Here is a 13655-nt window from a genome sequence, read left to right on the forward strand (position 1 = left end):
AACAAAGCTATAATTCGAGTTCCAGCAGCTCGAGCTGCCGAACAACTTCGTCGATCGGTGCAGAGGCGTCGATCTCCATGGTTGCTGTGGCCCGTAATAAGGGTTCGACTTCAGTGAGATGGCAGAGGATAAGTTCCCGCTCTTCCGGACTTTTCCCATAGTTGTTATTGTCCCGGTCGGCAATCCTCGCCAGTATGACATCAGCAGGCGCACTAAACAAAACCACATGGTCGAAAAACGGGTAAAATTTCCCCTGATTTGACTTGCAGCCGGCAACAAAGAGCATACCCTCCCGGTGAGAGGTTAGAAGCCCCATCATCGCATCTTCTCGCTAAATCCAGTCGTTGGAACCGTCTGGGAGTTGAATCCAATGGCTCCACATGCCGCTGTCCGTATCCACAACGCGGTGGCCTCGTTCACCAAGTTTCTCTAAAGCTGTCGTTTTCCCCGTTCCGGACATTCCGGTGATCAGTATTCGCAACACATATCCTCCTCGTCAATTGCCCGTGCAAACATTTATATCGCGTTATACATAACCTCATCCATTTTCCTCGCTATCGCGCCGGTGCCGTTATCGATATTGGCCAGCAGATGAGCGCGCAGGTTTGATTTTACGTATACCGAGGATCGCATCGACACACCCGGATCGCTGCCCGTCACGTAATATTTGAAAATTTCGTCGTCTATGATCGAGATCCAAACACCATACCCGTAATGGATATGTTCGTTATAACTTGTGTGGGGCGACAGCATTTTTTCCGTCATACGCTTCGATAACAACTGGTTGCCCATCAGAGCCTGCCAGAACCTGTCAATATCATAGACCGTCGTGAAGGCTCCGCCATCCGGCCCGCCGACGACAGGAACGGCGTATATATTCGTTTTCCAAGTAGAACCGCTATCTATATAACCGGCTGCTGTCCGCTCCGGCAGTTGATCCATCCGGAAGTAGCCCGTATCTTCCATACCGCAAGCCCGGAAAATCCGTTCCTCGACATAGGCCTGAAAGGCCGTCCCTGTCAGCTGCTCCACGATCAGCCCGAGTACGATAAAACCCGCATTGCTATATGAAAATCGGTCGCCGGGAGCAAATTTCATCACGTTATTCTGAAACATAGGCAAAAAGCTCGCCGGTTCTATCATGGCGTAAGTCGGCAAGTTTTTCCACAGATCCGCATAATCGTTCATGGTCTCTTCGTCAAAATAATCGGATATTCCTGAGCTGTGAGTCAGCAGATGATGTACGGTAATGCCCGGGTCGAAGTGCGGAAACGACACAGAAAGGCAGTCGCGTAGCAACGTATCAAAGCTCAACAGTCCTTGGTCGACCAACTGGCATACCGCCACCGCGGTAAAAATCTTGCAGCCGGACGCCATGCCGAACCGCGTATCCGTCCGATTCCTTAACTTCTCGCTTCGATTGGCAAATCCGTAGCCCTGCTCGAAGAGCGGGCCGCGGTCGTTCCCGACAAGTACCGCGCCGGAGAACGGAATATCCGCTTCCCGGCTGCACAATTCTATGATTTGTTCTATTTGCATTGTGAAGACTCACCTCGAACTCTGAATTTCCTATGCTTCAATCATACTGCGATCCTTTTCATTATGGGAATAAATTTCGATTATAGCTGAATTTTACCGTCAATTGTTTGGCGTTACTACATGACCAGCACATAAGGGACGGCTCCTATCGGCTTAACTCTTACTAATAACAATGGATAATTTATAGTTCACATAGCGGTTTATTTCGCTCAAAAACCTGTCGAGCTCCTCGTTGGAAGGGAATCTGCAATCCATGAGGTAGCAGCCCTCTCCGCTGATCTTGTAATTATGGACGACGTATAGACTCTTCGTTTCTACAAACGACAAGAACGGCTGGTGATCGAAGCTCTTCGTAAAAATCGTTATAAACGCGTGAACCGGGTAACCCGTTTTTTGGTGATCCAAACAAACGGTATAGCCTTCAATTACGCCTTCTTCCTCCAGCTTCATTACCCGGTTGGCCGTCGCCTGACCGGTGAGGTGAACCTTCTCGCCCAGCTTCTTCATCGAAATTCTGCCGTCCGCGACCAGTTCTTCAAGGATACGCTTATCCGTATGATCCAGCATCACATCCAACCTCTTTCACAATTCAAGTATTTCTGTCTTTATACGTGATTTTCATTATGTATTCGCTCTTACCTAAATGCTAACCTAAAAGAAGAAATTGTGAAAGGGAGGCATGAACGGCATGCAAATCAGACAAATACGAAATGCAACGATCGTACTGAACTACGGCGGCTTAACTTTTTTGATCGATCCGTACTTGGGGGCAAAAGGGGCCTATCCGCCCGTAACGAATACGGCTAATCAAGTGAATAATCCGACAGCCGATTTACCGATTTCCGTTGAGGATATTATTCAGGCTGATGCCGTCATCGTCACTCACCTGCACCCTGACCACTTCGATGCGGCGGCGGTCAAGGCGCTTCCCAAAGACGCGAACATGATTGCGCAATCCGACGAAGACGCCGAAGCCATCCGAAATGCAGGATTTCGTAACGTCCAGGCCCTAGACCGCGTTGCCCAATTGCATGACGTTCGTCTGACCCGGACAAGAGGCAAGCATGGCACAGGTAAAATCGGGAAATTAATGGGGAATGTCTCCGGCGTAGTCTTGAGCCATCCGGATGAAAAAACATTATATATCGCGGGCGATACGATTTGGTGCGATGATGTGGAAGAGGCAATCCGCATTCATCGGCCGGAAGTGATTGTTGTCAACGGAGGGGCTGCGCAATTCCTGCAAGGAGATCCCATTACGATGGGCAAGGAAGATATCTGCCGGACGTACTCGGCTGCCCCGCAAGCGACGATTATCGTATCTCATATGGAGGCGGTCAATCACTGCATTTTGTCCCGGCGGGAGTTGACGGGGTTTATTGAAGAGAAGGGCCTCGCCGCCCATATATTCGTCCCTGCAGACGGTGAAACGATCATTCGTTAAGCAACTGCTTGATGCTGCGCTGAATCCTGATTTTTTCGGGCACAACAAAATTGCGGCAGATTAAGACATTATGGTCATCTCCTAATCTGCCGCTGTTACTTCTCCTGTATGGCGTCCATAAACGCGACCACGTTCTCCAGCCTCACGGTTTTGACAACCAGCTTCTCGTTATCAAACACCAGGAAGACCGGGAGCGCCCCGATATCGAGAGCCTTTTTCAGATCCAGCACATAATCGGGATTGTATTCGACCCAGCCCAGCCCTCCTTGGAACACGGACGGAGCCTCTCTCTCAAAATAATCGCTGTCGTAGGGCAGTTCGGTTCCTTGTTCATACATGATGATCGTGCGATAGCTGCCTTCCGCCCTCGCAAGCATGCCGAGACGCTTTAACACCTCCTCATTGCCCATCGTCAGCAATATCAGTTCATCCGGCGCGTTCGCCAAGTCCTTGTCCTTGGGCTGCTTTATTTCCACTTTCTGGCCGAGCTTCAGATCGTCCCACTTCAGCTGAGCACCGGCCTCGTTCGTCAGCTTGGTGCCCGGCAGCACTTGCGCCGTATATTCGGCTCCCCAGTCCTCTATCGCCGGGCCCGGTTCATCCCGCTTCATCCATTCCGATACGTCAAAAGTGACTGTTTGCTCCGCTTCATCTAATGAACTGACGAAGCCGATCATCTGATCGTCACGATATTGCCCGTATGGCTTGCCTGAGCAAGCAGAGAAGATTGAGCAGACGGATACGACCATCAGAATAAAAAATGAGAATCTCCCCATTCGCTCCCACCTCCTTCCGGCATATACGAACAACAATTCTATGAGTACAGATTATTTATAGATTATATATAGCTTTTGGATTGCTTTTGGATTGCTTTGGATTGCTTTTGGATTGCTTTTTGGATTGCTTATGTACGGCTTGCCTTCCGTTCACTCATTTCCTCATCTGCGGTCGTGTTATATAATAGAACGAGATCTAATAATCTTCTACTTTTGCAGAGTGAGCGGGAAAAGCTCCTGTTATTTTTGCTTGGATATGATGTATGCTACACCTAACGGGAAAACCTGGAACTAATATGATTTTCGCGTCTCACCGGCTTTTATGGCCACATTAGTGGGAGGAAATCCGGTTAGCCGATCCTTGTTCGATTTCTGAAGCAATTTTGGGGATATTTTTCGGTTAGCTGATTGCGTTTCGATAGTTTTATTGCGTAAAACCTGTAGATTATGCTTACGATGCCAGTATTGCTGCTCAACACCTAAGAGTATACTTTCGACGCCAGTTTGCTGCGCAAAACTTAAGTCTATGCTTTCGATGCCAATTTTGCTGCTCATTACTTAAGACGATGCTTGCGAAGCCAATGTTGCTGCGAAAACTTAAGTCTATGCTTTTGATGCCAGTGTTGCAGCGCAACACTTAAGACGATGCTTACGATTACGATGCCGGTTTTGCCGCAGCAAACGTAAGTCTATACTTTCGACACCAGTTTTGCTGCGCAAAACTTAAGTCTATGCTTTCGACACCAGTTTTGCTGCGCAAAACTTAAGTCTATGCTTTCGATGCCAGTTTTGCTTCGCAAAACTTTAAGGAGAATCAAAAAATGGATATTATTGAGATTTTAACGGAATTAATCGACGAGGATACGGATCAGCCCAGATACCAGTTCGACGGGGAAGCACTGGAGGAGTTAATGAAGAGCATCGAGGAGCTCGGGCTGCTCTCGCCGATCAAGGTTCGGACGACGGGCAACGGCCGGTACAAAATCATTTACGGAAACCGCCGCTACAAAGCAAGTAAAATGCTCGGCCGCGCAACCATTCCATGTATTGTCTCGAACGTTACGGACGAGATGGAAATTTATTTGGAGCAGATCGCAGAAAATTTGACGCGTGAAGGCTTCTCGCCGATTGAAGAGGCGGAGGCGTTCAATAAGCTGCTGAATGATCCGAAATTCCGAAGCTCTACGAAATTTTTGTCGGGCAAGCTCGGCAAGCCGGAGAGCTATATCAAGAACAAATGCGAGCTGCTTAAGTTCGGCAATGCGGTTAAGAAGCTGATCGTCAGCGGCACCGAGATCCGCAAGGACAAGCTGACGGAGGATCAGCTGCTCCCGCTCAAGGATTTGCCGCTTGAACACCGCGATCCGCTGGCGTTGATCGTCGCAAGGGACGAGCTTCCGGTAAGCGACGTGAAGAAGATCGCCAAGCTGTTCAAGGATAAGACGATATCGGGCAGCACGAAGGACAAGCTTCTCTTCAAAACAGGAAGCGGCCTGATCGAGACCTGGTCGACGCATGAACAGAATAAAGCCGAACGGGCGAAGCCCTCAGCCGAGCCGAAGCCGGCTGCAAAAGCAGACAAGAAAGCGCAGCAACCGGAGACGAACATGCAGACGGAAGCGGTGCCGTCCGACTCGTCGACTGTTTCTCCAATCGAGCTTAGATTGAAGAAGCTTGCAGATTCGCTGTCCGCCTTCCATCCGCTGCCGGCGGCGGCGCTCGAGTCTGCCGCGTCCGTTCCTGCAGCCGGGCAAGAAAGCTTTATCCAGGATGTCGAATCGCTCATCGGCAGTCTGGAGCGGCAGCTTGCGGAGTGGAAAGCGATTCGCGAGCTTGCGAGATCCCAATCAACTGTTCCGGAACAAGCCTAAATTGGACGAAAATAAATTCGGGTTCAACGCGTTCTGACCCAAGCTTAAGCGAAAAAGGAGGCTGCTTTCTTGTCATGCGACAGGATGGAAGCCTCTTATGTCAGCGACAAGAGCCTCAGCGTCAGCTAATCAGCTGCATCTGACTATGATTCAGCTACAAGCCGGCTGCAGCCAGCATGCTGCATCTGGCCAAGCTTCTGCCAGCATGCTATGTCTGACCATGATTTAGCTAAAGCTGACTGCAGCCAACAAGCTGCATCTGGCCAAGCTTCTGCCAACAAGCTACGTCTGGTCCGGCTTCAGCCTGGTCGCCCGAATCAGGCCCTCGGCAAGCCCCGGGTTCAGCTTCGAAATGGCCGCCAGCCATTTGCCGGCTGACGGCATGCCGACTGCCCATTGCAGCAGGCTCCCCCATCGCAAAGGTCCGGCAAATTCCTTTCGGATCGAGCGCGTATACTCCTGCTCCCAATCGGCAAGCGATAGACCGCCTCGCAAATAGAGGTCGGCAAGCGGAGCGCAAAGCGCAGCCGAGCGAAGCGCCATCGACATGCCGTCTCCGCACAGCGGAGGCAGCATGGACGCCGCGTCTCCCAGAAGCGGCATCCCGTCCCACGCTTGCGGCTTGCGGCGCAAAAACACCGGAGCCACTGCAGCTTGCGATCCGGCAACCGGCTCAGCAAACGCGAGCCTCCCCGCCAGCCTCGGATTTCTCCTCGCCGCTTCCTTCAGAAAATCCGGCACCGATTTGCCCGCTTGCGCGAAGCTATCCCGTTCCAGCAGCGCCGCCGCATTCACGAGTCCGCGTTCGACCTTGCATAGGCCCATGTATCCTCCGCGAAACATATACATTTCAATAACCGGTTCCATATCCACGCCGACAAAATGGGATTTCACGCCGATATAGGCCGAGCTTGCCGGACCGTCCGGACGATACCCCGGCAGCCCGGACCGGCGGTTCGCGCCCCAGGCTGCAATGACCGTCCGGGCTTGCAGCACACACGCTTCGCCGCCGCGCTTCATCTCCACCGCGAAGCCCTTCGGGAGGGGCTTCAAGGCCGCGACCGACGAGGCTGCGTGCAGCTCCGCCCCGGCCTGCCGTGCCGCAAGGAGCAGGGCGCTATCCAGCGAGTAACGGCTGACTCCCCAAGCTTCGCCAGGCAGCGGAAGCTCCACATCAGCGCCGTTCTCGAAAATAAGCCTCACCCGAGTGATCTTGCTTGGGAGAAGATTTTCGACCTTTTCAGCAAGACCAAGCGCATGCAGCGTGCTCCGCGATTCCGGCGATAGAAATTCTCCGCACACCTTATGGCGAGGGAACGACTGGCGGTCGATCAGCGCCGTCTCCCATCCGCGGTCCGCAAGCGCTTTGGCCATGCTGCTGCCGGCAACGCCTGCGCCGAGCACCGCAACATCCACCGTTCGCGTCATGTTAACCAACTCCGCCCGATTGATTTAGGTCCGGCGGCTTGCCGATCGATCACGACCGCATAACGAAATAAAGGCCTCCACGACCGGTACACCCCCGTCAAGCCGAGCGATTGCTCGAGCTCCCGCCAGTCAGCCGCGCGAAAGCCTTTTGCTACCGATAACGGTCCGTCGTGCCGAATATACCGGTTAGACGTAGTTCTGGTTGCCAGCCACACCGCCGCCCAAGCCAACCAGTGACGATGGATGTCGTTGATGACAACGCCGAATCGAGCCGTTCTCAGCATGCTGCCTACAACCGCGGGAAGCTTATCCCGGTCAAAATGATGCAAAAACTGCGTCCCCGTAACGATATCCGCGCTTCTCTCGGGCAGCTCGAACAAATCTCCCCGCCTCACCATGACGCGAGGCTCGGAACGAAACAACAGTCTCGCCTCCTCGCAAGCCTCTTCCGTGATGTCTACTAACGTAATCGATAATTGAATCCCGTTGTCATCGGCCCACTGCAGCACACGGCGATTGATGTCGCCCGAGCCGGCGCCGACATCCAGGACCGACAGCCGGTCCGGCTTCCCGGCCGCCTCCCATAGACGCTTCATGCCATGAAGCGTCGGAGCTGCCGCGGCAAACACCCGGTTGAGCCGGCGAAGCTGCCGCAAGGCTTCGCGAAGCTCGGAGCCGCCGCTCGTGAAGTCGTCCATCAGCTCTTCCTCCGCAGCCCGTTCCCGTAACGCTCTAAGCATAGGCGTTGTCCGCCGGCTGTGGCTTCCTGACAGCAGGCGGGGCGTAAGCAATCTTGATTATCTCCGCCGTCAAGCCGGGACCGAAAGCAAGCGCGATGCCGCCGGCGCCTTCCGAGCCCTCGTCTTCCAGCCGCTCTCTCATCCGCTGAAGCACGAACAAGATGGTCGCGGAGGATACGTTTCCGATCTCCCGAAGCACGTCGAGGCTTGGGGCGATTTGTCCGTCCGTCAGGCCGTACTTCAGCTGCAGAACCTCGATGATTCCTTTTCCTCCCGGGTGAATCGCCCACAGCTCCGGCTTGCCGCTTCCGCATAGCCGCTCGACCTCGGCCGGAATCGACTCTCCGATCAGCCGCGGTATGACCGGTGACAAATACAGGTCAAAGCCGTAATTGCCGACCTCCCACACCATCTCGCCGGCACCTTCGGCTAACAGCACGGAATGATCATCGCCTAAGTAAAAAACGGACTGCCGCGTCTCTCGAGCCTCCCCGACCACGCAAGCCGAGGCGCCGTCTCCGAAGAACGACGCCCCAAACAGCGAATCCCTGTCGCCGGCAGGCTGGATATGCAGCGTGCATAGCTCCACGCAGACGATTAGCGCCTTCGTGTCCGGATTGCCTGCCAGGAGCCGCTTCGCCAGGCAGATCGCCTTTAAGCCCGCGGCGCAGCCAATAAACGTCAGCGGAATCCGCGTCACGTTCGGGGCTAATTCCAGCTGACGGATGATTGCGGCATCCATGCCGGGAAGAAATTGACCCGTGCAGCTGACCGTAATCAGATGCGTAATGCTTGCGGCATCCGTTCCCGCATCCGCCAAGGCTTGTCTCGCCGCCCGTAATCCCAGCGGAACGGCTTCCCGTTTGTAGACCGCCATACGCTCCTCCGTCGAAGGAGCTTCTCCGCCTGTTCCGAGGGGGAAATAGACGCATTCCGATGCCTCGGCCAGCAGGTTCGGCTCGCATGTATAGCGGCTCTCCACGCCGCATTGCTTGAAAATCCGTCTCGCCCAGCGCGCGGCGTCCGGCTTATCGCCAAGCGCCTCGACCAGCCTGCGCCCCGTATCCGCTTGATCAAGCCGATACGGAGGCAAAGCGGTGCCGATTCCTAATATAGCCAAGCCCGATTTCGCATGCTCCATATGCTTTCATCCATCCCCTCTATTTTCAACGCGGACAAGTTGTTTTACTGACAAGTTTATTCGCGGGGACGGTTTGTTATGATAGAGGAGAAATCTCTATTTTTTGTAACAAACTTGAAATCTATTCTTCATCTCGCTTTAACACAAAGCGCCTATAATGAAAACAACCCCCTTTTGTAATATAGATATTCTAAGACCCGCAGCACCGATGCTGCGGGTCTCTTTTTTAAAATATAAGACTTTATAAGTTTAGCACGAATAAATGGGCTTATATTTCTCCGCGAAACGGTTGCGTCCTCTGACAAGGACGCCGATAGGCGTTTCTACTTGGGTCTATTCGTTTGAACGCGACAGCTCGACCAGAACGATCTCCGGACGGTTGAACAGCCGCTGCGGAATGATGCTGTTGCCGAGCCCCCTGCTTACAATCATCGTCGAGCCGCTCTCCGTGTACCGGCCGCCATCGTATTTCGGCAGGAAGCCTTGTCCCGGCGACACTAATCCGCCAACGAAGGGAAGTCTGACTTGTCCGCCGTGCGCATGGCCGGAGAAGGTTAAATCGATCTTGCGCCGCACATAGACGGAGAACAGCTCCGGACGATGCGACAGCAGGATCGTATAGGCTTCCTCATCGTCATCTCTCTCTTCAAGCGCCGCATCGATATGCTCGTTTATCTTGTCGGCGTTTCCGTCCGCCTGCCGGTTAAAGACCGGATCGTCAACTCCTGCAATTCGAATCTCGCCTTGTCCCACCGAGATCATCTCGCTCTTATTGCGCAGCACATGCACGCCTGCACGCTCAAGGTCATCCTTAAGCGGCTTGAATTTCTTCGAGTCGAATTCGTGGTTCCCCGTCACGTAATAGACGGGCGCCAATTTCGTAAGCTCGCCCATCAGAATCAGGCTTGCCTCTTCATAGTACCTTCTTCTGTCGACCAGATCGCCCGTGAACACGATAAGATCGGGACGCAGCTTGCTCACCTTGCCGACCAGCCGCCGCTGCCCTTTTCCGAACGACTTATTGTGCAAGTCCGTCAGATGTACGATTCGATAAGTGTCAAAGCCGTCCGGCAGCTTGGCCGAGCTTACTTGATACCTCGTGACGCTAAGAGTGTTATTCTCATAATAAGAAAACGCGACGAGAGCAATAACCGCCAGACAAATATAAAGTATAATCCTCTTGGCCCTCTTACTCACCTCAGGCAGCCCCCCTTTGGAACATCCAGCTAAATACGCTGGAATTCCTTTCATAATAGTCCGAAAACCATTAAACGATTATCTCACCCTCTGCTTCGACAAGCTCCAGGATTGCCACTTATCGCTTGAGCGGGCCTTCTCCCGCAGGTCTTCGATCACCTCATTCAGCCCCGCCAGCCCGGGATGGTTCTTCTGCAGCTTCAGCAGCGCCGGCGCCGCGTCGGTCGACAGGCTGCCGAGATAGGCAACGTCGATTTTGCCCGTCCGTTCGAATCGTTCCATGTTCCGGTCCGCAATGCGCGCATCCAAATTCGTATAGTTTATCAGCACATAAGCAATGATGGATACGCCGATATACGCCTTCGCCATCGAGAAGCGTTCCTTCCAAATACGGAGTATGGCGATAATCAGCAGCACGCCCAGATAAATCATAAATCCATGGACAAGCAGTCTCGTATGCGTAAAGCCGTAAGCGTCCTCGTACAGGGCTAGCCGACTGTAGGCGGATACGAGCATCACGAGGGTGCAGCCGATCAGGACGCTCAGCGACACCTTCCGCACCAGCTCAGCCTTTGCGCCTGTGCGCTTGATCAAATGAAGTCCGCCCATGAGCAAGCCGATGTTGATCATTGCGACCATGATCAATTCCGCGAAGCCTCTGCGCGCATATTCGGCATAAGCCGCTCCGCCCGGAAGAAGCCCGTTCGCCGCGCCGAATAAGTACGAAAACTGGATGAAGACGAACAGCACATAAACCATATTGATGCTGATCAGCAATGTGCCCGCCGTAATCGGGTCGATTGCGACCGGCTCGGCTTTTTGGGCCGCAGCAGCTTCCGTACTACTCGGGACCGCAGCTTTATAATCCGCCGCTTTGCGGAACAGCAAGCCCCATATGTAGCAGAAAGCATACAGCGCGAAAAAGGCGGCAACGAGAATCCGATAGAACCCGTCACCCACGGAGAATCGTTCGAACAGCTGCGGAATTTCATTCATCCACGATAGAAAAATCTGGTCCGCCGAAGCCAGAAGGGAGACGACGACAATCAGAATCGGAGCCGCGAGCACAAGTCCAAGAACGACCTTGCCCGCGCTGCCTTTCGCCGGGCCTTCCTTTCGATTCTCCCTGAATCGGTCAATGAACAGAGCGAACGGCACGGCAATTGCCGTCAATGGTTTAATGAGACTGAGATACAGAAGCTCGGTATAGAAAACGCCCCGGTACCACGGCTGCACGCTGCTGCGCGTAAGAAGCACCGTCTGGGCAACGACCAGCGCAAAGACCGCAAACAGATTCATCGCCCGGAAGAAAGGGTTTGCATATAGCGCATACGTTAAGGTCAGCAGAAAGATCGGAATACACAGCAGCCAGCCCGAGCTTGTCTGCCCCTGCCACTTCTCGAATCCGCCGAACCTCCCCTGCACGGAATAGAAAAACAGTCCATAGAAACCGAGGACGAATACAATAGCGGAGACGCCAACCGCTGCCCCCACGAACAAATATTGACTAAGCAGACCGAACAATAAGGCGAGCAAAAGCATTCTTTCGTACTTTTTCTGCCAAGGCGCCGGATCTCTCATTCCATTCACCGCTTTCTTACCGTCGTTTGTTAATTTCCTCCTTTTATTGTAACCTAGAAAACAAGAACAAAAAGTGTAACTTCTAACTGGAAAATTTCATATTTTACGGCGGGTGGTTTTTTTATGAAAATACGCAGACATTACTTGGCGATCAGGCTCGCATACCCCCATATTCATGAGGATGCTCCATTCGAAGCGACTACGCAGGAGCTCGCAGATTTGCTGGATTGCACACACCGCAACATGGTATTGCTGCTCAAACGGATGCAGCAGGAGAAATGGTTAGCCTGGGCGCCTAAGCGAGGCCGCGGCAATCGCTCCACTCTCACCTTCCTGGCGGCCAAGGAGCAAATCGCCCTCCAAGAGGCGCAGGAGATGATGCAGAAGCAGGATCTGTCTTCGGCGCTCGAGCTGCTCGGTCAGCTGGATGAATCGGCGCGGCTGCGCGGGCAATTCCAGGAGTGGCTGACCGGCCAATTCGGCTTTCATTCCAAGGTGCAGGGCAAGCGGCGCACCGATATTTTGCGGTTTCCGCTGCCGCAGACGATCTACTCCCTGGACCCGGCAGCCATCCATTACACGGGGGAATCGCATCTCGTTAATCAGTTATTTGACGGCCTGGTGCGAATCGACCCGAAGGGCGGACAAATATTGCCGCAGCTCGCCCATGCCTGGGAAGCCGATGAATCGCGCACGCTGTGGACCTTCTATTTGCGCAAGGGAGTGCTGTTCCATCACGGCCGGGAGCTCGATTCGTCCGATGTCAAATATTCGCTGGAGCGGCTGCAAGCTTTGGCTCCGCTCGGTCTGTACAGCTGGGCTTATTCCGACATCGTCTCCATGGATACGCCGGACGATACGACCATACGCATTCAATTAGCGGAACGCAACGAGGCCTTCCTTTCTTTCCTGACGACGAACCGGGCATCGATCGTGCCGCAGGACGCGTGCGTGGCCGCGGGAGAGAGGTTCGGCGCCAATCCGGTCGGTACGGGTCCGTTTCGGCTTGCCGGAAATGAACAGGGCGTATGGATCCTGGAAGCGTTCGCGCCTTATTTCCGAGGGAGAGCGTTTCTGGACCGGGTTGAAGTTTGGACGCTTACGGAGGGCCTTCAGTTGGATAACGGGGCGGTGCTGCAGGAGTTTCAGGTCATGCATAACGCGAGGTTATCGGATACGGCGGCGCAGCGCTGGCAGCAGGTCAGGCAGTCGGGCATGACCTGCAAATTTATAACCGTGAACGAACACCATGACAGCCCGCTCGCCAATCCGGCAGTACGGGCGGCAATCGATCAAGCGATCGAACGGGCGGAGCTGCTTCATCTGCTGTCCGGGGATGTCATCGAGGGAGTAGACAGCTTCTGGACGACGCAATCGGAGGCGGGGGATCAGACGGAGCCCTCGCTGGATACCGGGGCCGTTAAGAAGCTGCTCTCGGACTCCGGCTATAACGGCGAGACGCTTACGCTGGCGACGATACCGCAGTACGAGGCCGATGCCCGGATTATCCGGCAGGTATGCGCGAAGAACGGCGTGCCGATCAAGATCAGGCTGATCGACGCGGAGCAGTTCAAAGGCCCGGAACGCATGTCAGCGGACTTATTGCTCTTTGCCGTCATGCTGGACGAGCACCGCGAGCTGCGGCTGATCGACCTGTTCAAGAGCATGCAGCAGCACGCCATGCCGGATACCTGCGAGATGCTTGAGAAGCGCATCCGGCTAATTTTAACTGAACCGGATCCGGCGCGGCGGAGCGCGATTTTCAGCCGGATCGAGACGGAGCTCAAAGAACGGCACAGCCTGCTGTTCTTGTACCGCAAGCATCTCAAGACCGCCTTCCATCCGTCTGTCCGCGGCATTTCCCTGGAGTCGCTCGGGTGGGTCCGGTTTCGGGATATTTGGTTTACTTAAGGGCCATATTGAAAGGATAGCGAGAGG

General features: G+C 54.0%; 13 protein-coding genes. 3 read left to right on the forward strand and 10 right to left on the reverse strand.

Annotation, left to right across the window (positions count from 1 at the left end; translation table 11 throughout):
• Positions 1-7 precede the first annotated feature (7 nt).
• The 4 genes from H581_RS32875 to H581_RS0103340 form a co-directional block, all read right to left on the reverse strand.
• Positions 8-319: a nucleoside/nucleotide kinase family protein gene (locus tag H581_RS32875; RefSeq protein ID WP_211231439.1), complete on the reverse strand. Its 312-nt coding sequence runs from the start codon at positions 317-319 to the stop codon at positions 8-10.
• Positions 320-331: 12 nt separating this feature from the next.
• Complete coding sequence (locus H581_RS38570; RefSeq protein ID WP_211231440.1) at positions 332-481, reverse strand: hypothetical protein; 150 nt, start codon at positions 479-481, stop codon at positions 332-334.
• Positions 482-516: 35 nt separating this feature from the next.
• Positions 517-1539, reverse strand: a complete 1023-nt coding sequence (locus H581_RS0103335; RefSeq protein WP_036717557.1) for a serine hydrolase domain-containing protein — start codon at positions 1537-1539, stop codon at positions 517-519.
• 153 nt (positions 1540-1692) lie between these two features.
• Positions 1693-2106 (reverse strand): Lrp/AsnC family transcriptional regulator, encoded by a 414-nt coding sequence (locus H581_RS0103340; RefSeq protein WP_028608783.1) that lies wholly within the window; start codon positions 2104-2106, stop codon positions 1693-1695.
• A 121-nt stretch (positions 2107-2227) separates the two neighbouring features.
• Between H581_RS0103340 and H581_RS0103345 the strand changes: the two genes are divergently transcribed.
• Entirely contained in the window at positions 2228-2983 is a 756-nt protein-coding gene (locus tag H581_RS0103345) for an MBL fold metallo-hydrolase (RefSeq protein WP_028608784.1), read from the forward strand.
• Positions 2984-3078: 95 nt separating this feature from the next.
• Here H581_RS0103345 and H581_RS0103350 read toward each other — a convergent pair whose 3' ends face one another.
• Positions 3079-3759 carry a hypothetical protein gene (locus tag H581_RS0103350; protein ID WP_028608785.1) on the reverse strand — a complete coding sequence of 227 codons (681 nt, stop codon included), beginning with the start codon at positions 3757-3759 and terminating at the stop codon, positions 3079-3081.
• An 821-nt stretch (positions 3760-4580) separates the two neighbouring features.
• Between H581_RS0103350 and H581_RS32880 the strand changes: the two genes are divergently transcribed.
• Positions 4581-5630: a ParB/RepB/Spo0J family partition protein gene (locus tag H581_RS32880; RefSeq protein ID WP_036717563.1), complete on the forward strand. Its 1050-nt coding sequence runs from the start codon at positions 4581-4583 to the stop codon at positions 5628-5630.
• 282 nt (positions 5631-5912) lie between these two features.
• Here the strand turns inward: H581_RS32880 and H581_RS0103360 are convergent, their stop codons facing one another.
• From H581_RS0103360 to H581_RS0103380, 5 genes are all read right to left on the reverse strand, one after another.
• The gene (locus tag H581_RS0103360; RefSeq protein ID WP_028608786.1) at positions 5913-7058 is read right to left on the reverse strand and encodes an NAD(P)/FAD-dependent oxidoreductase; all 1146 of its coding nucleotides are present in this window, start codon (positions 7056-7058) and stop codon (positions 5913-5915) included.
• Positions 7055-7798: a methyltransferase domain-containing protein gene (locus H581_RS0103365; RefSeq protein WP_028608787.1), complete on the reverse strand. Its 744-nt coding sequence runs from the start codon at positions 7796-7798 to the stop codon at positions 7055-7057. Before H581_RS0103365 ends, H581_RS0103360 begins: the two co-directional genes overlap by 4 nt.
• Entirely contained in the window at positions 7791-8939 is a 1149-nt protein-coding gene (locus H581_RS0103370) for a type III polyketide synthase (protein ID WP_028608788.1), read from the reverse strand. Before H581_RS0103370 ends, H581_RS0103365 begins: the two co-directional genes overlap by 8 nt.
• 333 nt (positions 8940-9272) lie before the next feature.
• A complete protein-coding gene (locus H581_RS0103375; RefSeq protein ID WP_028608789.1) occupies positions 9273-10136 on the reverse strand; it encodes a metallophosphoesterase in 864 nt (287 codons plus the stop codon).
• Between the two features lie 78 nt (positions 10137-10214).
• Positions 10215-11717 carry a DUF4153 domain-containing protein gene (locus H581_RS0103380; protein WP_156889488.1) on the reverse strand — a complete coding sequence of 501 codons (1503 nt, stop codon included), beginning with the start codon at positions 11715-11717 and terminating at the stop codon, positions 10215-10217.
• Positions 11718-11840: 123 nt separating this feature from the next.
• Here H581_RS0103380 and H581_RS0103385 point away from each other — a divergent pair, with 123 nt between their 5' ends.
• Positions 11841-13628: an ABC transporter substrate-binding protein gene (locus tag H581_RS0103385; protein WP_028608791.1), complete on the forward strand. Its 1788-nt coding sequence runs from the start codon at positions 11841-11843 to the stop codon at positions 13626-13628.
• Positions 13629-13655 lie beyond the last annotated feature (27 nt).

It is taken from the genome of Paenibacillus harenae DSM 16969 (assembly GCF_000422465.1).
Classification (GTDB): Bacteria; Bacillota; Bacilli; order Paenibacillales; family Paenibacillaceae; genus Pristimantibacillus; species Pristimantibacillus harenae.